The 21,681-nt window shown below is 61.2% G+C and carries 17 protein-coding genes, 2 tRNA genes and 3 rRNA genes; 14 read left to right on the top strand and 8 right to left on the bottom strand.

Going from position 1 to position 21,681, the window contains the following annotated elements; genetic code table 11:
• Window positions 1-33: 33 nt before the first annotated feature.
• Window positions 34-879 carry a response regulator transcription factor gene (locus WT26_RS15565; protein WP_069273215.1) on the bottom strand — a complete coding sequence of 282 codons (846 nt, stop codon included), beginning with the start codon at window positions 877-879 and terminating at the stop codon, window positions 34-36.
• Between the two features lie 204 nt (window positions 880-1,083).
• Window positions 1,084-2,301: a DUF2863 family protein gene (locus WT26_RS15560; protein WP_069273214.1), complete on the bottom strand. Its 1,218-nt coding sequence runs from the start codon at window positions 2,299-2,301 to the stop codon at window positions 1,084-1,086.
• A 519-nt stretch (window positions 2,302-2,820) separates the two neighbouring features.
• Here WT26_RS15560 and WT26_RS15555 point away from each other — a divergent pair.
• The 8 genes from WT26_RS15555 to WT26_RS15525 all read left to right on the top strand — a co-directional run bounded on the left by WT26_RS15555 (window position 2,821) and on the right by WT26_RS15525 (window position 9,541).
• Window positions 2,821-4,353 (top strand): 16S ribosomal RNA (locus WT26_RS15555).
• A 62-nt stretch (window positions 4,354-4,415) separates the two neighbouring features.
• Window positions 4,416-4,492 (top strand) — tRNA-Ile (locus WT26_RS15550).
• Between the two features lie 40 nt (window positions 4,493-4,532).
• Window positions 4,533-4,608: transfer RNA gene (locus tag WT26_RS15545), tRNA-Ala, on the top strand.
• A gap of 292 nt (window positions 4,609-4,900) precedes the next feature.
• Window positions 4,901-7,781, top strand: a 23S ribosomal RNA gene (locus WT26_RS15540).
• 182 nt (window positions 7,782-7,963) lie between these two features.
• Window positions 7,964-8,076 (top strand): 5S ribosomal RNA (gene rrf / locus WT26_RS15535).
• The 16S, 23S and 5S rRNA genes sit together here with 2 tRNA genes alongside, the layout of an rRNA operon.
• Window positions 8,077-8,279: 203 nt before the next feature.
• Window positions 8,280-8,684 (top strand): Cu(I)-responsive transcriptional regulator, encoded by a 405-nt coding sequence (cueR, locus tag WT26_RS15530; protein ID WP_069273213.1) that lies wholly within the window; start codon window positions 8,280-8,282, stop codon window positions 8,682-8,684.
• Window positions 8,685-8,901: 217 nt separating this feature from the next.
• Complete coding sequence (locus tag WT26_RS35815; RefSeq protein ID WP_006478295.1) at window positions 8,902-9,048, top strand: DUF3563 family protein; 147 nt, start codon at window positions 8,902-8,904, stop codon at window positions 9,046-9,048.
• Window positions 9,049-9,160: 112 nt separating this feature from the next.
• Window positions 9,161-9,541, top strand: coding sequence for a hypothetical protein (locus WT26_RS15525; protein ID WP_042584679.1), 381 nt, complete (start codon window positions 9,161-9,163; stop codon window positions 9,539-9,541).
• 16 nt (window positions 9,542-9,557) lie between these two features.
• Here the strand turns inward: WT26_RS15525 and WT26_RS15520 are convergent, their stop codons facing one another.
• Both WT26_RS15520 and WT26_RS15515 read right to left on the bottom strand, forming a co-directional pair.
• The gene (locus WT26_RS15520; RefSeq protein WP_069273212.1) at window positions 9,558-10,403 is read right to left on the bottom strand and encodes a 23S rRNA (adenine(2030)-N(6))-methyltransferase RlmJ; all 846 of its coding nucleotides are present in this window, start codon (window positions 10,401-10,403) and stop codon (window positions 9,558-9,560) included.
• 143 nt (window positions 10,404-10,546) lie between these two features.
• The gene (locus tag WT26_RS15515; RefSeq protein ID WP_069273211.1) at window positions 10,547-11,518 is read right to left on the bottom strand and encodes a potassium channel beta subunit family protein; all 972 of its coding nucleotides are present in this window, start codon (window positions 11,516-11,518) and stop codon (window positions 10,547-10,549) included.
• 154 nt (window positions 11,519-11,672) lie between these two features.
• Between WT26_RS15515 and WT26_RS15510 the strand changes: the two genes are divergently transcribed.
• Window positions 11,673-12,461, top strand: coding sequence for a 3-hydroxybutyrate dehydrogenase (locus WT26_RS15510; RefSeq protein WP_069273210.1), 789 nt, complete (start codon window positions 11,673-11,675; stop codon window positions 12,459-12,461).
• An 85-nt stretch (window positions 12,462-12,546) separates the two neighbouring features.
• On the opposite strand, the gene WT26_RS15505 is transcribed toward WT26_RS15510, so the two are convergent.
• Window positions 12,547-13,746, bottom strand: a complete 1,200-nt coding sequence (locus WT26_RS15505; RefSeq protein WP_069273209.1) for an amino acid aminotransferase — start codon at window positions 13,744-13,746, stop codon at window positions 12,547-12,549.
• A gap of 265 nt (window positions 13,747-14,011) precedes the next feature.
• On the opposite strand from WT26_RS15505, the gene uvrB reads away from it, so the two are divergent.
• The 5 genes from uvrB to WT26_RS15480 all read left to right on the top strand — a co-directional run bounded on the left by uvrB (window position 14,012) and on the right by WT26_RS15480 (window position 19,566).
• Window positions 14,012-16,102: an excinuclease ABC subunit UvrB gene (gene uvrB / locus WT26_RS15500; protein ID WP_059665986.1), complete on the top strand. Its 2,091-nt coding sequence runs from the start codon at window positions 14,012-14,014 to the stop codon at window positions 16,100-16,102.
• Window positions 16,103-16,322: 220 nt separating this feature from the next.
• Window positions 16,323-16,874 (top strand): iron transporter, encoded by a 552-nt coding sequence (locus WT26_RS15495; protein ID WP_021163417.1) that lies wholly within the window; start codon window positions 16,323-16,325, stop codon window positions 16,872-16,874.
• A 55-nt stretch (window positions 16,875-16,929) separates the two neighbouring features.
• A complete protein-coding gene (locus WT26_RS15490) occupies window positions 16,930-17,262 on the top strand; it encodes a cupredoxin domain-containing protein (protein WP_059528363.1) in 333 nt (110 codons plus the stop codon).
• 58 nt (window positions 17,263-17,320) lie between these two features.
• Window positions 17,321-18,163 (top strand): FTR1 family iron permease, encoded by an 843-nt coding sequence (locus tag WT26_RS15485; RefSeq protein WP_069273208.1) that lies wholly within the window; start codon window positions 17,321-17,323, stop codon window positions 18,161-18,163.
• On the top strand, window positions 18,160-19,566 hold the full coding sequence (locus WT26_RS15480) for a 4Fe-4S binding protein (protein ID WP_069273207.1): 1,407 nt from the start codon (window positions 18,160-18,162) through the stop codon (window positions 19,564-19,566). The genes WT26_RS15485 and WT26_RS15480 overlap by 4 nt, the downstream gene beginning before the upstream one ends.
• A gap of 246 nt (window positions 19,567-19,812) precedes the next feature.
• On the opposite strand, the gene hemP is transcribed toward WT26_RS15480, so the two are convergent.
• The 3 genes from hemP to WT26_RS15465 form a co-directional block, all read right to left on the bottom strand.
• Window positions 19,813-20,058 carry a hemin uptake protein HemP gene (hemP, locus tag WT26_RS15475; protein WP_069273206.1) on the bottom strand — a complete coding sequence of 82 codons (246 nt, stop codon included), beginning with the start codon at window positions 20,056-20,058 and terminating at the stop codon, window positions 19,813-19,815.
• A gap of 142 nt (window positions 20,059-20,200) precedes the next feature.
• Window positions 20,201-20,683 carry an SRPBCC family protein gene (locus WT26_RS15470; protein ID WP_027786893.1) on the bottom strand — a complete coding sequence of 161 codons (483 nt, stop codon included), beginning with the start codon at window positions 20,681-20,683 and terminating at the stop codon, window positions 20,201-20,203.
• A gap of 102 nt (window positions 20,684-20,785) precedes the next feature.
• Window positions 20,786-21,658 carry a pirin family protein gene (locus WT26_RS15465; RefSeq protein WP_069273205.1) on the bottom strand — a complete coding sequence of 291 codons (873 nt, stop codon included), beginning with the start codon at window positions 21,656-21,658 and terminating at the stop codon, window positions 20,786-20,788.
• Window positions 21,659-21,681: the final 23 nt, after the last annotated feature.

Below are 21,681 nucleotides of genomic sequence, written 5' to 3'. Positions count from 1 at the left end.
ACGTCGACCGTCGCGATCGCGATACGGTCAACCCTAGCGATCGCGGCGGAACCGGGCGGGCGGTTCGGCGGCGTGGAGCGTCTTCTGCATGCCGTCGTTCGCAGCCGGCGACGGGTACTTGTGTTTGTCGTGCTTGTCGCGCACGGCGCGCAGCGACACCGGCCCGCGTTCGCCCAGCACCGGCCGGCGCGTGCCGTCGCGGCTCGACAACAGGACTTCGAGGTGGGGCGACAGCCAGCCGTTGTAGATCGCGACCGCGGCGGCGCGGTTGGCGGCACCGAGTTGCTGGAAGATGCTGGCGAGGTGGATCTTGACGGTGCCTTCGCTGATGCCGAGCGTACGGGCGATCATCTTGTTGGTGCTGCCCATATGGACGAAGCGCATGATCTGGGCTTGGCGTGGCGACAGCACGCGGGTGGCCGAACGGCGGGGAATCGACCCGGCGAGCTCCTGGACGTGCGCTTCGTGACGGGTCACGAGCAGCGAAGGCAGGAGGTTGAGAGCGATCGGCGGGATGTAGTGGCCGCCGAGCAGCACCATTTCGAATGCGCGGACGATCAGGTGCGGCCGTGTCGAGCGAGGGATCACGCCGGTGACGCCGCAGTTGAAGAGGCCGCGGACGGTTTCGGGCGTGGCGTCGTCGATCAGGACTGCGGCAGGCGAAGGCGAGCACGCGCTGCAGAGCGCCTGAAGCTCGCTGAGTCGGCCGACGTCGAGCCAGTCGATCGCGACGAGGTCGAAACGCTGGTTGCGCAGCAGCCTGCGCGCCTGAAAACTGTCGGGCGCATCGTTGATGCTGGCGTGACGGTCGATCTGCCGCAACAGAGCCTTCAGTCCGTCACGCCGCTCGGCGTCTGAATTGAGCATCAGGAACCGCATAGTCTGACCTCCGTAAGGTTGTAAGTCGCACCGAGCTGCTGGTGTCATGTCTCGAGCTCGATCATGACAAAGACCTTACACGATGTCTGCTTGGCTGAAAGGCTTAGGAAAAGTCAGAAATTTTTTTAGGACAAGAAAAAAGCCGCTCCGATGGCAACCAGGAGCGGCTTTCGACGAGCCGGCCGTTCGGGAGACGCGGCGGGTTCAGTGGAAGTGCGGCTGGGCGGGTGACGCGTCTTCCGGCATTTCCGCGTGGACGATTTCGCCGAGCGGATCTGCGTAGAGCGGCACGCCGCAGTCGTCGCAGTATTCGGGTTCGAAGCGGCCCGCGTGCCGCCGGACGTCGGTTACGCCGCATTCCTTCAGCAGGCTCACGATTTCCTCGAGCGGTCCTTCGATCGGCGCTTCGCCTTCGAGCGCGCTGTCATCGGTCGCCACGTCCCCATTTTCACGACCGTAGAGCGGCCAGACGACGCCGTAGATTACGTCGTTGCTGGCACGCCGCGTGAAGCCGACGCGATACTCGTCGATCCGGCGTTCGCCGAAGCCGGCGACCACCGCGCGCAGCTCTTGCGGTGCTGCACCAAGTGTGTCGAAAAGATAACGAATGGCGGTTCGCACCGTGTGCGGACGCACGCGTTCGTCCGCATCCCGGCAAGCGGAATAGTACGCGTCCGGAAGCAGGCATTCGAATTCGCAGCCGGGCAGGGCGATCGACAGGTTCGGGCCGCCCTGGGCCGTCCATTGCTCGAGGCACTGGCCACGTTCGATCCGGGAGCCGTGCTCTTCCTCTTGCCACCGGAACAGCGGCGCGCCGGCGGGCGCGGCGACGACGGCGAGCAGGAAGCGCGGGTCGGCCAGGATCGGCGAGGTTTCAGGCAGGTCGCCGAAGCTGAGTTTGGGCGCGTGCTGGGTGATCGCTGCATGCGCGAGCTGCTGGGCCAGCCGGTAGGTTTCGACGTGGTGCCGCGGCAACTGGTCAATGCTGTAAAGGAACGGTGCCAGGCCGACGAGGGTGCGGTTCGCAAGGACGTGAGCCTGCAGGTGCGTGCGCAGGGCTTCGGCGGTGTCCGTCTTCAGCGGACCCGACGGGATCATGTAGCGCGTCCATGCGAGAACCGGGACGGCGACCAGCAGCGCGTCGAACGGTTGGCCGTCGTGCTCGATCACCATCGACTCGCTGTGCGTCTCGGCCATGTCAGCGAGCGCACCATAGGCGTCGGGATGATTTTGCTGAAGATGGTCGAGCGCTGCGTCGAGCGTGGTCTGGTTGCCGTTGCGGACAATCTTGGCGAGCAGCGCGTCGAGCTTCGCTTCCCAGAAGCGATCCTCGATGCGGCTGCCCGACGCGAAGAGCGCAAGCGACAGACCGACCAGTTTGTCGGCATCGGGGGGGAGGCGTTTGGCGATTCGCTGGCGCATATTAAAGACGTATATAGAAAGAGGCGAAGAACCTCACATTCTAGTCCGTTCTGCGCACAGTAAGCGGTCTCGCGCTGCGGCATCGAGTGTGCCCGAATCAGGGACTATGTAAAAAACCGCTTCGAACCCCTTGCGCGGAACGTGGGAGGTGCTTAGAATCACGCCTCTTTCGCGCTAACGGAAACGCGGCGCGGAAGGGGGAAGGCAGATGAACCCCGCAGTCGCAACGAAGTTTGTAAAAAAGTTGTTGACGAGCTGCGAAACACGGTTCATAATCTCGCTTCTCTGCTGCTGAAAACGCAGCGCTGCTGAGAAACACGAAGTTCCTCGCAGATTGCTCTTTAAAAATTAACAGCCGATAAGTGTGGGCGCTTGATGACAGCGAGCTGATCCTCGGATCAGATAGCGAAAGTATCAAGAGTCTCACACTAAAGTAAGTCAGGTTTATGAAGTAATTCATTTACCTGTCAGCTTTGAGTGAGCGACCGGTTCTACGGAACCGAAAACAGTAACAGGTTTGAACTGAAGAGTTTGATCCTGGCTCAGATTGAACGCTGGCGGCATGCCTTACACATGCAAGTCGAACGGCAGCACGGGTGCTTGCACCTGGTGGCGAGTGGCGAACGGGTGAGTAATACATCGGAACATGTCCTGTAGTGGGGGATAGCCCGGCGAAAGCCGGATTAATACCGCATACGATCCACGGATGAAAGCGGGGGACCTTCGGGCCTCGCGCTATAGGGTTGGCCGATGGCTGATTAGCTAGTTGGTGGGGTAAAGGCCTACCAAGGCGACGATCAGTAGCTGGTCTGAGAGGACGACCAGCCACACTGGGACTGAGACACGGCCCAGACTCCTACGGGAGGCAGCAGTGGGGAATTTTGGACAATGGGGGCAACCCTGATCCAGCAATGCCGCGTGTGTGAAGAAGGCCTTCGGGTTGTAAAGCACTTTTGTCCGGAAAGAAATCCCTGGTCCTAATACGATCGGGGGATGACGGTACCGGAAGAATAAGCACCGGCTAACTACGTGCCAGCAGCCGCGGTAATACGTAGGGTGCGAGCGTTAATCGGAATTACTGGGCGTAAAGCGTGCGCAGGCGGTTCGCTAAGACCGATGTGAAATCCCCGGGCTCAACCTGGGAACTGCATTGGTGACTGGCGGGCTAGAGTATGGCAGAGGGGGGTAGAATTCCACGTGTAGCAGTGAAATGCGTAGAGATGTGGAGGAATACCGATGGCGAAGGCAGCCCCCTGGGCCAATACTGACGCTCATGCACGAAAGCGTGGGGAGCAAACAGGATTAGATACCCTGGTAGTCCACGCCCTAAACGATGTCAACTAGTTGTTGGGGATTCATTTCCTTAGTAACGTAGCTAACGCGTGAAGTTGACCGCCTGGGGAGTACGGTCGCAAGATTAAAACTCAAAGGAATTGACGGGGACCCGCACAAGCGGTGGATGATGTGGATTAATTCGATGCAACGCGAAAAACCTTACCTACCCTTGACATGGTCGGAATCCTGAAGAGATTCGGGAGTGCTCGAAAGAGAACCGGCGCACAGGTGCTGCATGGCTGTCGTCAGCTCGTGTCGTGAGATGTTGGGTTAAGTCCCGCAACGAGCGCAACCCTTGTCCTTAGTTGCTACGCAAGAGCACTCTAAGGAGACTGCCGGTGACAAACCGGAGGAAGGTGGGGATGACGTCAAGTCCTCATGGCCCTTATGGGTAGGGCTTCACACGTCATACAATGGTCGGAACAGAGGGTCGCCAACCCGCGAGGGGGAGCTAATCCCAGAAAACCGATCGTAGTCCGGATTGCACTCTGCAACTCGAGTGCATGAAGCTGGAATCGCTAGTAATCGCGGATCAGCATGCCGCGGTGAATACGTTCCCGGGTCTTGTACACACCGCCCGTCACACCATGGGAGTGGGTTTTACCAGAAGTGGCTAGTCTAACCGCAAGGAGGACGGTCACCACGGTAGGATTCATGACTGGGGTGAAGTCGTAACAAGGTAGCCGTATCGGAAGGTGCGGCTGGATCACCTCCTTTCCAGAGCTTCTCGCAAAGTTGAGCGCTCACGCTTATCGGCTGTAAATTAGAGACAGACTCAGGGGTCTGTAGCTCAGTCGGTTAGAGCACCGTCTTGATAAGGCGGGGGTCGTTGGTTCGAATCCAACCAGACCCACCATTGTCTGGCGTTAGTACACCTGAGGCAAATCTGTACACATGGGGGCATAGCTCAGCTGGGAGAGCACCTGCTTTGCAAGCAGGGGGTCGTCGGTTCGATCCCGTCTGCCTCCACCACAATCTTCAATGCGAAGTGCTTGGTTCGAAAGCGAACCGAGAATTTTGCATTGGCGATTGAGCCAGTCAGAGTGATACGTAGTAAGTATCGGCTGTCGTTCTTTAACAATCTGGAAGAAGTAAGTAATTTGGATAGCGGAAGCGTCTTGAGATGGACGTGGAAACTATCCGGGTTGTGATTGTATCGATGTATCTCAAGATGATTCGAACTTCATGTTCGGCTCAATTTGGAATACGGCACAACGCGAGAACTCAACCTGTAGCGACTGTCGATGAGACAGACTCGTTATAGGGTCAAGCGAACAAGTGCATGTGGTGGATGCCTTGGCGATCACAGGCGATGAAGGACGCGGTAGCCTGCGAAAAGCTACGGGGAGCTGGCAAACAAGCTTTGATCCGTAGATGTCCGAATGGGGAAACCCACTCCTTTTGGAGTATCCATGGCTGAATACATAGGCCATGCGAAGCGAACGCGGTGAACTGAAACATCTAAGTAACCGCAGGAAAAGAAATCAACCGAGATTCCCAAAGTAGTGGCGAGCGAAATGGGATGAGCCTTGCACTCTTTATTTGTATTGTTAGCCGAACGCTCTGGAAAGTGCGGCCATAGCAGGTGATAGCCCTGTAGGCGAAAACAGTATGAAAGAACTAGGTGTGCGACAAGTAGGGCGGGACACGTGAAATCCTGTCTGAAGATGGGGGGACCATCCTCCAAGGCTAAATACTCGTGATCGACCGATAGTGAACCAGTACCGTGAGGGAAAGGCGAAAAGAACCCCGGGAGGGGAGTGAAATAGATCCTGAAACCGCATGCATACAAACAGTCGGAGCCTCGTAAGGGGTGACGGCGTACCTTTTGTATAATGGGTCAGCGACTTACGTTCAGTAGCAAGCTTAACCGTATAGGGCAGGCGTAGCGAAAGCGAGTCCGAATAGGGCGTTCAGTTGCTGGGCGTAGACCCGAAACCAGGTGATCTATCCATGGCCAGGATGAAGGTGCGGTAACACGTACTGGAGGTCCGAACCCACTAACGTTGAAAAGTTAGGGGATGAGCTGTGGATAGGGGTGAAAGGCTAAACAAACCTGGAAATAGCTGGTTCTCTCCGAAAACTATTTAGGTAGTGCCTCGTGTCTCACCTTCGGGGGTAGAGCACTGTCATGGTTGGGGGGTCTATTGCAGATTACCCCGCCATAGCAAACTCCGAATACCGAAGAGTGCAATCACGGGAGACAGACATCGGGTGCTAACGTCCGGTGTCAAGAGGGAAACAACCCAGACCGCCAGCTAAGGTCCCCAAATATAGCTAAGTGGGAAACGAAGTGGGAAGGCTAAAACAGTCAGGAGGTTGGCTTAGAAGCAGCCACCCTTTAAAGAAAGCGTAATAGCTCACTGATCGAGTCGTCCTGCGCGGAAGATGTAACGGGGCTAAGCTATATACCGAAGCTGCGGATGCGTGCTTGCACGCATGGTAGGAGAGCGTTCCGTAAGCCTGCGAAGGTGCCTTGTAAAGGGTGCTGGAGGTATCGGAAGTGCGAATGCTGACATGAGTAGCGATAAAGGGGGTGAAAGGCCCCCTCGCCGTAAGCCCAAGGTTTCCTACGCAACGTTCATCGGCGTAGGGTGAGTCGGCCCCTAAGGCGAGGCAGAAATGCGTAGCTGATGGGAAGCAGGTCAATATTCCTGCACCGTCGTTAGATGCGATGGGGGGACGGATCGCGGAAGGTTGTCCGGGTGTTGGAAGTCCCGGTCGCTGCATTGGAGAAGGCGCTTAGGCAAATCCGGGCGCAGGATTCAAGGGTGTGGCGCGAGCTCCTTCGGGAGCGAAGCAATTGGAAGTGGTTCCAAGAAAAGCCTCTAAGCTTCAGTCTAACGATGACCGTACCGCAAACCGACACAGGTGGGCGAGATGAGTATTCTAAGGCGCTTGAGAGAACTCGGGAGAAGGAACTCGGCAAATTGGTACCGTAACTTCGGGATAAGGTACGCCCTTGTAGCTTGACTGGCCTGCGCCAGGAGGGTGAAGGGGTTGCAATAAACTGGTGGCTGCGACTGTTTAATAAAAACACAGCACTCTGCAAACACGAAAGTGGACGTATAGGGTGTGACGCCTGCCCGGTGCCGGAAGATTAAATGATGGGGTGCAAGCTCTTGATTGAAGTCCCGGTAAACGGCGGCCGTAACTATAACGGTCCTAAGGTAGCGAAATTCCTTGTCGGGTAAGTTCCGACCTGCACGAATGGCGTAACGATGGCCACACTGTCTCCTCCCGAGACTCAGCGAAGTTGAAGTGTTTGTGATGATGCAATCTACCCGCGGCTAGACGGAAAGACCCCATGAACCTTTACTGTAGCTTTGCATTGGACTTTGAACCGATCTGTGTAGGATAGGTGGGAGGCTATGAAACCGGAACGCCAGTTTCGGTGGAGCCGTCCTTGAAATACCACCCTGGTTTGTTTGAGGTTCTAACCTTGGCCCGTGATCCGGGTCGGGGACAGTGCATGGTAGGCAGTTTGACTGGGGCGGTCTCCTCCCAAAGCGTAACGGAGGAGTACGAAGGTACGCTAGGTACGGTCGGAAATCGTGCTGATAGTGCAATGGCATAAGCGTGCTTAACTGCGAGACCGACAAGTCGAGCAGGTGCGAAAGCAGGTCATAGTGATCCGGTGGTTCTGTATGGAAGGGCCATCGCTCAACGGATAAAAGGTACTCTGGGGATAACAGGCTGATACCGCCCAAGAGTTCATATCGACGGCGGTGTTTGGCACCTCGATGTCGGCTCATCTCATCCTGGGGCTGTAGCCGGTCCCAAGGGTATGGCTGTTCGCCATTTAAAGAGGTACGTGAGCTGGGTTTAAAACGTCGTGAGACAGTTTGGTCCCTATCTGCCGTGGGCGTTGGATATTTGAAGGGGGCTGCTCCTAGTACGAGAGGACCGGAGTGGACGAACCTCTGGTGTACCGGTTGTGACGCCAGTCGCATCGCCGGGTAGCTATGTTCGGAAGAGATAACCGCTGAAAGCATCTAAGCGGGAAACTCGCCTTAAGATGAGATATCCCTGGGGACTAGATCCCCTTGAAGGGTCGTTCGAGACCAGGACGTTGATAGGTCAGGTGTGTAAGCGCAGTAATGCGTTCAGCTAACTGATACTAATTGCCCGTAAGGCTTGATCCTATAACAAGGCTGTCTCGATAGCCGTTAGCGCTTCAGCGCTTACGGATATCGAGCGTCGAGTGCGAGGCACTCGACGTACTGCGGTTGAAGTGCCGCGTATGTGTGAGATACAGCTCACAACCTCAATTACTGCTTCTTCCAAGATTGGTTGTGCTGCGAAGCCAGCACAACAACCCTCTTTGCCTGATGACCATAGCGAGTCGGTCCCACCCCTTCCCATCCCGAACAGGACCGTGAAACGACTCTACGCCGATGATAGTGCGGATTCCCGTGTGAAAGTAGGTAATCGTCAGGCTCCCTAAGCCAGAAACCCCCGCCCGATCAGGCGGGGGTTTTTGCATTTCCAGTGACGGAAATGGCACGGTGCCCCCTCTAACGTCCATGGAGCGGCCCCTGCCCGGAACGAACCGGCATGATTTGATACGATCAGGATGCCGCCGGGAACACACAGGGCGGTGCTTCGCGAATCGAAACGCGTACTCGACGAGAGGGTGTGGAATGAATATCGGCGACGCGTCGCGCGAATCCGGAGTCAGCGCAAAAATGATCCGCTATTACGAGCAGGTCGGTCTTCTCATACCGGCCAAGCGGAGCGACTCCGGCTACCGGATCTACGGCGCGGACGAAATTCACATCCTGCGCTTCATCCGTCAGGCCAGACGCCTTGGTTTTCTCGTCGAGGACATCCGCAGGCTGCTGACGCTCTGGCAAGATCGTTCCCGCGCGAGCTCAGAAGTGAAGTCGATTGCGCTCGAGCACGTGGCCGAACTCGACAAGCGCATCGCGGAGTTGAGCGACATGCGCAATACGCTGGTTGACCTGGCCGCGCACTGCAGTGGCGACGATCGGCCCGAATGCCCGATTTTGGCGCGCCTTGCTGCCCCCGTTTCCGAACCAGAATAGTGCATGGCCTCAAGGGGGCGAGCAGGGGAGATGTTGCAATTTCAATGAAATCAACGGGTTGCGTCATATCCCTTGCGAATCATTCCAATTTGGAATGGCTGGCATGCAACCATTTCACTAGCATCTTGGTGCGGCATCGTTATAATTCGGGATAACCCTATACGGGAAATCCCTGAATTCCGATTCACCAGGGGTCCCCCCTTCCTTGGAGAACGTCATGATCGCCTACATCGTCGAAAAGCTGAGCAACTGGTTCGAATCCGCAGAACGTGAACGCCGCGAGGCTTACCTTGCCACGTCGTCGGACATCGTCCAGCTCGAGAGCCGCATCCGCTCGCTCGAAACCAACGGCTACTCGCTGTAATCGGAGTCGCCATCAGGCGCCGATTGCGCCGGACATAAAGCAAGCCCCGTATTGACGGGGCTTTGTTTTTTGTGCGATGTATCTGGTGAAGCCGGCCGCATGGCGTTATGGTATGGGCCTGTTTTACAACCTGAAGGGCAAAATCATGCGCTTGCGTATCGCTGATGGGTACGGAGTATCACTTGCGCGCGTTGGTCTGGCCGGCGCGTTGTTCATTCACGCACTGGCCGGTTTTGCCGCGACGGCCTCGCAGCCGCTGATTCTCGATACGCAACGCGGCATCCAGGATGGCAAGGGCGGACTCATCTTGCAGACCGCGCCGTTGTCGCGCGAACCGATCGTCGAGCCCGCGAGAATGCGGACGCCGGCCGAGCAAGCGCCGAATTCGTCGATTCCGGTGTTCGTCGCGCCGTACATCAACGTTCCGGGATGGAGTGCGCCGCCTGCCGGTCAACCACTCCCGTTGCCGCAACCCCAGCCGCGCCAGCCGTAGCCGGTCGGCGCGTCGCTCAGTTGCTCCGGTGCTCGATCTCGCACCGGGCGCCGCCATCTTGCCCCAGCGTTTCGACCAGGTAGGGCAGCGTTTCCCTCATATTCGCGGCGAGGGTAAAAGGCGGATTCAGGATGAACATCCCGCTGCCGTAGAGACCGAGTCCGTCAGCGGGCGGATTCGACACCGTCAGTGTCAGGTGCAGCCAGTTGTTCGGTTGCAGACGCTTCAACTGCTCGGGAAAACGCTGCGATTCCGTCCGGGTCACCTGCGGATACCAGACGGCATAGCAGCCCGTCGCGAAACGCTTCAGACACTCCGTCACGCAAGTCACCGTGCGCGCGTAATCCTTCTTGTCCTCGTAGGACGGGTCGATCAGCACGAGTGCACGTCGCGGCGGTGGCGGCAGCAGCGCCTTGATGCCTTCGAAGCCGTCTCCGGCAAAGATCATCGCGCGTCGCCCCGCATCGCGGAAATTGTGGCGCAGCACGTCGATTTCCGTCGTGTGCATTTCGAACAGTCGCATGCGGTCCTGCTCGCGCATCAGCCGCCAGGCGAGATACGGCGAGCCGGGGTAGTAGCGCAATTCGCCGTCGTCGTTCAGTGCCCGTACTTCGTCGAGGTACTCGGCCAGCACCGGCGGCAGATTCTTGTCATTCCACAGGCGACCGATGCCGGTGTCGAATTCCGACGTCTTTGCCGCGTAACCGTCGCGCAGCGAGTACACGCCGGCACCTGCATGCGTGTCGATGTACCAGTACGACTTGTCTTTCTTGTTCAGGTAGCGCAGCAGCTGGACGACGACGGCGTGCTTGAGCACGTCCGCGTGGTTGCCTGCGTGAAAACCGTGACGATAACTGAGCATGGCGGGCTGCCTGAAACGAAAGTTGAATCGATGAAAACCTGTTGATCGGGTACCGCCGACCAGGTGCTGTCGGCCAGGCGCTGCTGGCGAGGCGGGCGTCGATGCGGGCTGCGTATTGTACGCGAGTGGCCGACGGTCTCCTGCTATTCGTACGCGTTGCCGACCAGATCCTCGATGCGCTGCAGGACGTCCGGCGTCAGCTTTGCCACGACGTCGAGCGCGCGCATGTTGTCGCCGATCTGCTCGATCCGCGACGCGCCCGTGATGACCGAGCTCACGTGCGGATTCGCGAGCACCCACGCGATCGCGAGCTGGCCGGTGCTGCAGCCGAGCTCCGCGGCGACACTGCCAAGCCTTTCGACGATATCGTTGCGGGCCGGGTCGATCAGCCTCTCGCGCATCCAGTCGTAACCCTGTAACTGCGCGCGGCTGCCGGGCGGTACGCCGTTACGGTACTTGCCGGTGAGCAGGCCCGATGCCAGCGGGCTCCAGGTCGTGAGGCCGAGACCGTAGTCGTCGTAGAGCCGTGCATATTCCCGTTCGACACGCGTGCGGTGGAACAGGTTGTACTGCGGCTGCTCGACAACCGGCTTGTGCAGGTGATGCCGTTCGGCGATCTCGCAGGCAGCGCGGATTTCGTCGGCGCTCCATTCCGACGTGCCCCAGTACAGCGCCTTGCCGCGCACGATCATGTCGCTCATTGCCCAGACAGTTTCCTCGATCGGGGTGTTCGGATCGGGGCGATGGCAATAGACGAGATCGACGTAGTCGAGTTGCAGCCGGCGCAGTGAGTCGTCGATGGCGTTCAGCAGGTATTTCCGGTTCAGCGTGTGATACTGGTTCGGCGCTTCGGCGAGCCCCCAGAAGAACTTGGTGGACACGATATAGCTGACACGCGGCCAGTCGAGCGACTTGAGCGCGTGACCCATGATTTCCTCGGATTTGCCGCCGGCGTAGACCTCGGCGTTGTCGAAGAAATTGACGCCTGCGTCGCGTGCCGCGGCAAGGCATTCGCGCGCGGCCCGCTGGTCGACCTGGTTGCCGTACGTCACCCACGAACCGAGCGAAAGCTCGCTGATCTGCAGGCCGGAGCGGCCTAGCCGTCGATAGTGCATGCGAATCTCCCGCGTGACAGAACCGACCTTAAGCTTAGACGTTTTGCGCGCGAACGGCGGGGCCGATCGTGCACAATGGCGGCTGGCCCGCCGACGATCGCGCACCCGCGCGGCGGACCGGCGCTTTATTGACCCAAGATCGAAGGAGACGTGCATGGCAGCGGATTTGAGCGGCAAGGTGGCGGTGGTGACGGGCGCCGCGAGCGGCATCGGCAAGGAAATCGCACTCGAGCTCGCGAAAGCGGGCGCGGCCGTCGCGATCGCCGACCTGAACCAGGACGGCGCGAACGCCGTTGCCGACGAGATCGTCAAGGCGGGCGGCAAGGCGATCGGCGTCGCGATGGACGTGACGAACGAGGACGCCGTGAACAGCGGTATCGACAAGGTGGCCGAAACGTTCGGCTCGGTCGACATCCTCGTGTCGAACGCGGGCATCCAGATCGTCAACCCGATCGAGAACTACGCGTTCTCCGACTGGAAGAAGATGCAGGCGATCCACGTCGACGGTGCGTTCCTGACGACCAAGGCCGCGCTCAAGCACATGTACAAGGACGATCGCGGCGGTGTCGTGATCTACATGGGTTCGGTGCATTCGCACGAAGCGTCGCCGCTGAAGTCGGCGTACGTGACGGCCAAGCACGGGCTGCTCGGCCTGGCCCGCGTGCTGGCGAAGGAAGGCGCGAAGCACAACGTGCGCTCGCACGTCGTGTGTCCGGGCTTCGTGCGCACGCCGCTGGTCGACAAGCAGATTCCGGAGCAGGCGAAGGAGCTCGGGATCAGCGAAGAGGAAGTGGTGAAGAAGGTGATGCTCGGCAATACGGTCGACGGCGTGTTCACGACGGTGCAGGACGTCGCGCAGACGGTGCTGTTCCTGTCGGCCTTCCCGAGCGCCGCGCTCACGGGCCAGTCGGTCGTGGTCAGCCACGGCTGGTTCATGCAGTAAGCCGCAAAAGAAAACGCGCTCCGTGGAGCGCGTTTTTCACGTCGGCGGGACGGCACCGAAAGATGCCGTCTTGCGTGCCGGCGAATTACTTCAGGACGGCCGCGACCGCGTTGGCGACGACGTCGAGGTTGCGCGTGTTCAGCGCGGCGACGCAGATCCGGCCCGTGCCGACCGCGTAGATGCCGAACTCGTCGCGCAGACGATCGACTTGCGCCGAGGTCAGGCCCGAATACGAGAACATCCCGCGCTGCGCATTGATGAAGCTGAAGTCGCGATCGACGCCGCTTGCCTTCAGGCGCTCGACGAGACCGTTGCGCATCGCGCGGATGCGGTCGCGCATTTCACCGAGTTCCTGCACCCACGAAGCGTGCAGTTCCGGCGATGCGAGCACCGCTGCGACCACGGCGCCGCCATGGGTCGGCGGGTTCGAGTAGTTCGTGCGGATCACGCGCTTCAGTTGCGACAGCACGCGCGTCGCTTCTTCCTTGCTCGACGTGATGATCGACAGTGCGCCGACGCGTTCGCCGTACAGCGAGAACGACTTCGAGAACGACGACGACACGAATGCGTTCAGGTCGGCGGCGGCAAACAGGCGCACGGCCGCAGCGTCGGCATCGATGTTCTCGCCGAAGCCCTGGTAGGCCATGTCGAGGAACGGCACGAGGTTGCGCGCCTTCACGACGTCGACGACCTGCCGCCATTGCGCTTCGGTCAGGTCCACGCCGGTCGGGTTGTGGCAGCACGCGTGCAGCACGACGACCGTGCCGGCTTCGTAGCCGTTCAGCGCCGACAGCATGCCTTCGAAGTTCACGCCGTTGGTGGCAGCGTCGTAATACGGGTACGCAACGACTTCGAAGCCGGCTGCTTCGAACAGCGCGCGGTGGTTTTCCCAGCTCGGATCGCTGATCGCGACCTTCACGTTCGGGTTCACGGTGCGCAGGAAATCGGCGCCGATCTTCAGCGCGCCCGTGCCGCCCAGTGCCTGGGCCGTGACCACGCGGCCCGCTGCGATCAGCGGCGAATCGTTGCCGAGCAGCAGCTTCTGCACGGCCGCATCGTAGGCGGCGATGCCGTCGATCGGCAGGTAGCCGCGCGGCAGGCCCGCTTCAACCCGCGCCTTCTCTGCTTCGCGAACCGCGCGCAGCAGCGGGATCTTGCCTTCTTCGTTCGTATACACACCGACGCCGAGGTTGACCTTGGTCGGACGCGCATCGGCGTTGAAGGCTTCGTTCAGGCCCAGGATCGGGTCGCGGGGAGCAAGCTGGACAGCAGAGAAGAGCGACATGATGATTCGGCAGTAGTGAAAAGAGGGTCAGGCTTTCAACGGGCGGGGCGGCGGGCGCGGGGACCGCGCGCGGGCAGGCACGACGCCGGAAAGCGCAGCAGCCTGACATTGTAGCGAATTCGCGCTGCCGGGGGCGGCGTTTCGGCGGCGAAATTCGGCCGGGAATCGCGGTTCCCGGCGGTCGTCGCGCGTCAGGAGCCGACAGCAGTTCGCCCGGCCGCGAAGCGCTAGAATGATTCTTTTGCCCTCGCTCCGGCCGCATTCCATGTCCGAACATCATGCCGAAACCGGCGACGCGCTCGACGAATCGAAATTCGTGACCTTCGAAGGGTCGCCGTTCCAGCTGTACCAACCGTATCCGCCCGCAGGCGACCAGCCGACCGCGATCGACACGCTCGTCGAAGGGGTCGAGGACGGCCTGTCGTTCCAGACGCTGCTCGGCGTGACGGGCTCGGGCAAGACCTTCACGATGGCGAACACGATCGCGCGGCTCGGCCGCCCGGCGATCGTGTTCGCGCCGAACAAGACGCTTGCCGCGCAACTCTACTCGGAATTCCGGGAGTTCTTCCCGCGCAACGCGGTCGAGTATTTCGTCTCTTACTACGACTATTACCAGCCTGAGGCCTACGTGCCGCAGCGCGACCTGTTCATCGAGAAGGACTCGTCGATCAACGAGCACATCGAGCAGATGCGGCTGTCGGCGACGAAGAGCCTGATGGAGCGCCGCGACGTCGTGATCGTCGCGACGGTGTCGGCGATCTACGGTATCGGCAATCCGTCCGAATACCACCAGATGATCCTGACGCTGCGCGCCGGCGACAAGCTCGGCCAGCGCGACGTGATCGCGCGGCTGATCGCGATGCAGTACACGCGCAACGAGCAGGATTTCCAGCGCGGCACGTTCCGCGTGCGCGGCGACACGATCGACATCTTCCCGGCCGAGCACGCCGAACTGGCCGTGCGCGTCGAGCTGTTCGACGACGAGGTCGAGACGCTGCAGCTGTTCGACCCGCTGACCGGCCGCGTGCGGCAGAAGATTCCGCGCTTCACCGTGTATCCGTCGTCGCACTACGTGACGCCGCGCGATACCGTGATGCGCGCGGTCGAGACGATCAAGGACGAACTGCGCGAGCGGCTCGAGTTCTTTCACCGCGACGGCAAGCTCGTCGAGGCGCAGCGCCTCGAACAGCGTACGCGTTTCGATCTCGAGATGCTGCAGGAGCTCGGCTTCTGCAAGGGCATCGAGAACTACTCGCGGCATTTCTCGGGGGCGGCGCCCGGCGATCCGCCGCCGACGCTCGTCGACTACCTGCCGCCCGACGCGCTGATGCTGCTCGACGAATCGCACGTGCTGATCGGCCAGTTGAACGGCATGTACAACGGCGACCGCGCACGCAAGGAAAACCTCGTCAACTACGGGTTCCGGCTGCCGTCGGCGCTGGACAACCGGCCGCTCAAGTTCCCCGAGTTCGAGCGCAAGATGCGCCAGGTCGTGTTCGTGTCGGCCACGCCCGCCGACTACGAGAAGCGCGTGACCGGGCAGATCGCGGAACAGGTCGTGCGGCCGACGGGGCTCGTCGATCCGGAAATCGAAGTGCGGCCGGCGAGCTCGCAGGTCGACGACGTGCTCGCCGAGATCAACGCGCGCGTGAAGGCCGAGGAGCGCGTGCTGATCACCGTGCTGACGAAGCGCATGGCCGAACAGCTCACCGAGTTCCTGGCCGACCATGGGGTCAAGGTGCGTTACCTGCACAGCGACATCGACACGGTCGAGCGCGTCGAAATCATCCGCGACCTGCGGCTCGGCACGTTCGACGTGCTGGTCGGGATCAACCTGCTGCGCGAAGGGCTCGACATTCCCGAGGTGTCGCTGGTCGCGATCCTCGACGCGGACAAGGAAGGTTTCCTGCGCGCGGAGCGCTCGCTGATCCAGACGATCGGCCGGGCCGCACGGAACGTGAACGGCAAGGCGATCCTCTACGCGGACAACATGACCGAGTCGATGAAGCGCGCGATCGGCGAGACCGAGCGGCGCCGCGCGAAGCAGATTGCCTACAACGAGCAGATGGGCATCACGCCGCGCGGTGTCGTGAAGCGCATCAAGGACATCATCGACGGCGTCTACAACGCGGACGAGGCACGCGCCGAGCTAAAGGAAGCCCAGCAGCGTGCGAAGTTCGAGGACATGTCGGAAAAGCAGCTCGCCAAGGAAATCAAGCGCCTCGAGAAGCAGATGGCCGACTACGCGAAGAACCTCGAGTTCGAGAAGGCTGCCGCGACCCGCGACCAGCTTGCGCTGCTGCGTGAGCGTGTGTTCGGCGCGAACGTCGGCGATCACGTCAACGGCGGCCGGTAAATCTTTCCATACGTCACAGAAACCTTGCGGTAACGAGCCTGTAAGCCTTGTCGGATCAGGGGTTTACATGGCTCGTCGTTTGTTCCGGAACAGGTTCGGTGCTAAACTTCGCAATTATTGAGAATTGTTCGCATTAACGTTATTCGTCGCGTTAGTGTTTTCGGCGGGCGGGCCTGGCGGTCGGTCCGCATGGTTCCAGATCAAATAACAAGGAGTGTCCATGTTGGGTTCTTCGTTCATCCGCACGACGGTTGCGGTAGCGGCGGCGCTTGCCGCGATGTCGGCCTCGGCGGCCGAATATCCGATCGGCAAGCAGCAGATCCAGGGCGGCATGGAAATCGGCGCGGTGTACCTGCAGCCGATCACGATGGACCCGGAAGGAATGATGCGCAAGGCGTCGGATTCCGACATCCACCTCGAGGCCGACATCCACGCGGTCAAGAACAACCCGACGGGTTTCGCGGAAGGAGACTGGATGCCGTACCTGCAGGTCACGTACAAGCTGACGAAGCAGGGCGACACGAAGTGGAAGGCTGAAGGCGACCTGATGGGCATGGTCGCGAGCGACGGCCCGCATTACGGCGACAACGTGAAGCTGAACGGCCCGGGCAAGTATCACCTGACGATGGTCGTCAAGCCGCCGATGCAGACGGGCCACATGGCGTTCGGTCGTCACATCGACAAGGAAACGGGCGTGGGCGCATGGTTCAAGCCCATTACCCTCGAGTACGACTTCCCGTTCGCCGGTATCGGCAAGAAGGGCGGTTACTGATCGGCGGCATCACGGACGGCGTGCTTCGGCGCGCCGTCGGCGTAGAGAAACCAGAATGAAAATTCCCCAGAAAATCGTTGCCGCAGCCGCTGCGTTGTGGCTTGCCGGCGCAGCATACGCTGCCGATCTGCCGACGTTCAAGCTCGAAATGACGGACGGCAAGCTCAATCCCGCCCGCATCGAAGTGCCGGCCGGCCAGCGCTTCAAGATCGAGATCAGGAACACCGGCAAGGGCGCAGCCGAATTCGAGAGCGTCCAGCTGCGCAAGGAGAAGGTGCTCGCCCCGGGTGCCGATTCGTTCGTGGTCGTCGCGCCGCTGTCGCCGGGCGAATACAAGTTTTTCGACGATTTCCACCAGCAGGCGCAGGGCGTGATCGTCGCGAAGTAACACGTTTTATCTGCGCGCAGGCTCACCTGCCCGGTGTTCTGCGCGTCAGGAGGTATCGATGGGTCAGATCTTGTTCATCGTCTGGCGGGAGAGCGTCGAAGCGCTGCTCGTCGTCGGCATTCTCTATGCATGGCTGAAAAACGGCGACGACGACGCACGCCGCGGCCTGCCTTTCCTGTGGGCCGGCGTCGGTGTCGGCTTGCTGATGGCCGTGGGCCTCGGCGCCGCGCTGGTCGGTTTCACCGAAGTGCTGTCCGGTGACGCGCAGGACTACTTCCAGACTGCGATGGTGCTGATCGCATGCGTGCTGATCGTGCAGATGGTGCTGTGGATGCGCCGGCACGGCCGCACGCTGAAGCGCGACATGGAGCAATCGCTTCAGCAGAGCACGCGCGATTCGAACTGGTGGGGCGTCGCGGTGCTGGTCGCGCTTGCGATCGCGCGCGAGGGCAGCGAGACGGTGATCTTCCTGTACGGTCTCGGTTTCGGCCAGTCGGGCCACGTCGACGGCAGCCAGATGCTCGCGGTCGTGATCGGCCTCGGCCTTGCATTTTTCACGTTCTATCTGCTGCAGCTCGGCGGCAAGTACTTCTCGTGGCGGCACTTCTTCCGCGTCACCGAAGTGATGCTGCTGTTCCTCGGCGCAGGCCTGTTCCAGACCGGCGTCGACAAGCTGATCGACAAGGAAATCCTGCCGCTCGGCATTTCGCAGGTGTGGGACACGTCCGCGATCCTCGATGATTCGGGCACGTTCGGCTCGCTCGTCGCGACGCTGACCGGTTATCGCGCGCACCCGGCACTGACCAACCTGGTTGCGTACGCGGTGTACTGGGCGGTGGTCTGGCTGTTGATGAAGCGTGCGAGCCGCCGCCCGGCCGCAGCCGCGGGGCGCGCCGCATGAGTACCGTCGCCGGCGCAAGACCAGGCTGGCTCGCGCAGGCGGGCCAGTGGATGCAGCGCCACGGCGCGCTGATCCGCGGCATCCAGTGGGCCGTCGTCGCCGTCTATGCGTTCCTGATCATCGTGCCGGCGGTGTTGCCTCTGCCGGACGACTCCGCGCACCTGTGGAGCAACCTCACGCTGATCGCGCAATTCACGTTCTGGGGCATCTGGTGGCCGTTCGTGCTGCTGTCGATGGTGATGCTCGGCCGTGTCTGGTGCGGCGTGCTGTGTCCGGAGGGCGCGCTCACCGAATTCGCGAGCAGGTTCGGCCGGGGCGGCCCGATTCCGCGCTGGATACGGTGGGGTGGCTGGCCGTTCGTCGCGTTCGGGCTCACGACGATCTACGGGCAGATGGTGAGCGTGTACCAGTACCCGCTCGCGGTGCTGTTCGTGCTCGGCGGCTCGACCGTCGGCGCGATCGTGATCGGCGTACTGTACGGCCGCGAGAAGCGCGTGTGGTGCAAGTACCTGTGCCCGGTCAACGGCGTGTTCGGGCTGCTCGCGCGGCTCGCGCCGATGCGCTACAAGGTCGACGAGGATGCATGGCGCCGTTCGTACAAGAACGGCGAGCACGGCCATCGTGTGATTCCGATCAACTGCGCGCCGCTCGTGCCGTTGCGCAACATGCAGGGCGCGGCGGACTGCCATATGTGCGGCCGCTGCAGCGGGCACCGGGATGCAATCTCGTTGTCGGCGCGCTCGCCGTCCGACGAAATCGTGAATCTCGGCGCGCAAAAGGCGAACCCGTGGGACACCGCGCTGATCCTGTACGGCCTGCTCGGCGTGGCGATCGGTGCGTTCCACTGGACCGTCAGCCCGTGGTTCGTGCAGATCAAGCAATGGCTCGCGGGCTGGCTGATCGACCATGACATCACGTGGCCGCTCGAAACCAATGCACCGTGGTTCCTGCTCACGCATTATCCGGATCGCAACGACGTCTTCTCCTGGCTCGACGGCGGGCTGGTCGTCAGCTACATCGTCGGCACGGGGCTCGTGTACGGCACGGCGCTGCTGGTGCTGCTGGCCGGCGCCACGCTGATGCTCGGGCGCTTCGAGCGCGTGCGGCTGCATCATCTCGCGCAGGCGTTGATCCCGATCGCGGGGGCGGGCGTGTTTCTTGGCCTGTCGGCCACGACGCTGTCGCTGCTGCGTGCCGAGCACGTGCCGCTCGGTTGGGCAACCGATGTACGCATCGCGATCCTGGTCGGCGCCAACGCATGGAGTGCATGGCTCGCGTGGAAAGTGACGGGGCGCTATGCGGCCTTGCCGCGCCGCGCGGCCGCGTTCGCATGGTTTGCCGTTGCGCTTGCGGTCATCGACAGCGCATGGTGGCTGATGTTCTGGGGCTTCGCGCGTTTCTGACCAAAGATGACCGAATCAGGCCTGTGCGCAGACCGCCGCGCCGCATGCCGTGCATGAAATGAAAAAGCGACACGTCCTTCGACGTGTCGCTTTTGTCTTTGCTGCGAGAACCAAAAAAGTGGCTTGGCTTGCTGCAACGGCTGCTTGAGTGTGTTTGCACGAAGGGGTCTAGATCTCGCGTGCAAGCCGTTACGCTGGCTAATGCCCAACACCTCTCAGGGAGGTGGTCCCCACAATACTCGGTCGTTACTTCGTCAGGATCAGTTTGCCGAGCCGCGTGGCGCGCAACTGATAGGTCTCTCCGTTATGCGCGATGCTGACGTGGCTTTGGCCTTGCAGCAGCGCATCGCTGCTGACGACCCGCGTGCCTGCATCGCGGTTGCCGGCGGGCTTCGCCGGCGTGGTGACCGCTGCCGTCTTCTGGCGGCTGCTGCCTGCGGTGCCGATCGGGCGGCGCAAGGTCAGCGTGGTCGGGCGCATGGTGTCGGTCATTCGGTTGATCGGTGACTGTCGATACGATGGAATGAATTCTAAATGATAACTATTCCCATTTACAAAAACTCTTTATCGATCGAAACCTTGAATCTGATAGGACGAATCAAAGAGGCGGCCGCATGCGGCGGCCGCCGTCGCATCAGTGCAAGGGATCGGGATCCTTGCGGCCTTGCGCATACTCGCGGATCAGGCGGACCGTGTCGATATCCGACGTGCGGTACGCCTCCTTGACGATCCCGTGCGTCTGGCGCGCGTCTTCGCTGTCGTCAGTGACGACCAGCGTCGTGCGGTACTCGAAACGCAGGAACAGCTCGTGGTCGTCGCGTTCCTCGATCGTCATCGTCAGCGAGCCGCCGATCTCGCCGTCGGCGGCGCGGATGTCGTAGCGGACCTGTTGATTCGGCGTGAACGTGACGTGGTCGCGCACGGTCGCGTGACCGTAGTGCAGTTCACGTTCGAGCGTCGTCTCCGTCCGTTCGTGGACGACGCAGCTGTCGAGACCGAGCACGAACAGTTGCGGCTGTTCGGCGCGCAGCACGAGACCTTCCCAGAGCTGGTCGCGGGTGAGGGTGGGCACGGCCGGATCGTCGGAGTTGATCTGGATCAGGTGTTCGAAGTTCAAGGGGACGGGTTCCTTCTGGTGGCGGGCGCCACATGGATCAAGAAGTTATTGTGACGCAAATTCCGCGCGATCGCGGCACCTGCGTCCCCGAATCGACACGGTTCAGGATGCAATGCGGCCCATGCGCCCCGTCTGGTAGTCGACGACCGCCTGCCGGATCTCTTCCTCGGTATTCATCACGAACGGGCCGTAGCGGACGATCGGCTCGTTGAGCGGTACGCCGCCGATCAGCAGCAGGTCGAGCGGCTCCGTGCCGGCGGAAAACGTGACCGCGTCGCCGTCGCAGCGATAGGTGACCAAGTGGCGGGCGTCGATTGCCTGCCGGTCAGGCCCATAGAGGCCGGTGCCGGTTATCGGGTACGCGAATACGCGATAGCCGGCGGGCACCGGTTGAGTGACCGTCGCGCCCGGTTCGAGCGTGAAATGCTGGTAGAGGATCGGCGTGCGCGTCTCGATCGCCGCCCGGACGCCGAATGCTTCGCCGGCGATGACGCGCACGCGCGCGAGACCGTCCGGCGACGTGGCGCTCGGGATGCGATCGGCCGGGATTTCCTGGTAGCGCGGCGCGATCAGCTTGTCGCGCCGCGGCAGGTTGACCCACAGCTGGAAGCCGTGGGAGCGGCCGCCAGCCTGCGCGAATTCTGGATCCGGCATCTCGCTGTGCACGACGCCGGCGCCCGCCGTCATCCATTGCACGTCGCCCGGGCCGAGCGTGCCGGCATGGCCGGACGAGTCGCGATGACAGAAGCGCCCGTCGAGTGCGTAGGTCACGGTCTCGAAGCCGCGATGCGGATGGTCGGGGGCGCCCTTGGCTTCGCCGGGCGCGTAGTCGACGGGGCCCATTTCGTCGAGCAGCAGGAACGGATCGAAATCCATCAGCAGCCGGGTCGGGAACGGGCGGTGAACCACGAAGCCGCCGCCTTCGGTCGCGCGAAGTGCGGGGTACGTGCGGTCAAGGGAACGATCGGTCGACATGCGGCAGGCCTCGGAAAGATGGA

This window comes from Burkholderia cepacia (assembly GCF_001718835.1).
Classification (GTDB): Bacteria; Pseudomonadota; Gammaproteobacteria; order Burkholderiales; family Burkholderiaceae; genus Burkholderia; species Burkholderia cepacia_F.
This window is presented reverse-complemented; position numbering and strand designations above follow the sequence as displayed.

Excerpts from the sequence above, each read along its gene's own strand:
- WT26_RS15565 (WP_069273215.1), bottom strand. The coding sequence starts at position 879 with ATGCGGTTCCTGATGCTCAATTCAGACGCCGAGCGGCGTGACGGACTG.
- WT26_RS15560 (WP_069273214.1), bottom strand. The coding sequence starts at position 2,301 with ATGCGCCAGCGAATCGCCAAACGCCTCCCCCCCGATGCCGACAAACTG.
- cueR (WP_069273213.1), top strand. The coding sequence starts at position 8,280 with ATGAATATCGGCGACGCGTCGCGCGAATCCGGAGTCAGCGCAAAAATG.
- WT26_RS35815 (WP_006478295.1), top strand. The coding sequence starts at position 8,902 with ATGATCGCCTACATCGTCGAAAAGCTGAGCAACTGGTTCGAATCCGCA.
- WT26_RS15525 (WP_042584679.1), top strand. The coding sequence starts at position 9,161 with ATGGGCCTGTTTTACAACCTGAAGGGCAAAATCATGCGCTTGCGTATC.
- WT26_RS15520 (WP_069273212.1), bottom strand. The coding sequence starts at position 10,403 with ATGCTCAGTTATCGTCACGGTTTTCACGCAGGCAACCACGCGGACGTG.
- WT26_RS15515 (WP_069273211.1), bottom strand. The coding sequence starts at position 11,518 with ATGCACTATCGACGGCTAGGCCGCTCCGGCCTGCAGATCAGCGAGCTT.
- WT26_RS15510 (WP_069273210.1), top strand. The coding sequence starts at position 11,673 with ATGGCAGCGGATTTGAGCGGCAAGGTGGCGGTGGTGACGGGCGCCGCG.
- WT26_RS15505 (WP_069273209.1), bottom strand. The coding sequence starts at position 13,746 with ATGTCGCTCTTCTCTGCTGTCCAGCTTGCTCCCCGCGACCCGATCCTG.
- uvrB (WP_059665986.1), top strand. The coding sequence starts at position 14,012 with ATGTCCGAACATCATGCCGAAACCGGCGACGCGCTCGACGAATCGAAA.
- WT26_RS15495 (WP_021163417.1), top strand. The coding sequence starts at position 16,323 with ATGTTGGGTTCTTCGTTCATCCGCACGACGGTTGCGGTAGCGGCGGCG.
- WT26_RS15490 (WP_059528363.1), top strand. The coding sequence starts at position 16,930 with ATGAAAATTCCCCAGAAAATCGTTGCCGCAGCCGCTGCGTTGTGGCTT.
- WT26_RS15485 (WP_069273208.1), top strand. The coding sequence starts at position 17,321 with ATGGGTCAGATCTTGTTCATCGTCTGGCGGGAGAGCGTCGAAGCGCTG.
- WT26_RS15480 (WP_069273207.1), top strand. The coding sequence starts at position 18,160 with ATGAGTACCGTCGCCGGCGCAAGACCAGGCTGGCTCGCGCAGGCGGGC.
- hemP (WP_069273206.1), bottom strand. The coding sequence starts at position 20,058 with ATGACCGACACCATGCGCCCGACCACGCTGACCTTGCGCCGCCCGATC.
- WT26_RS15465 (WP_069273205.1), bottom strand. The coding sequence starts at position 21,658 with ATGTCGACCGATCGTTCCCTTGACCGCACGTACCCCGCACTTCGCGCG.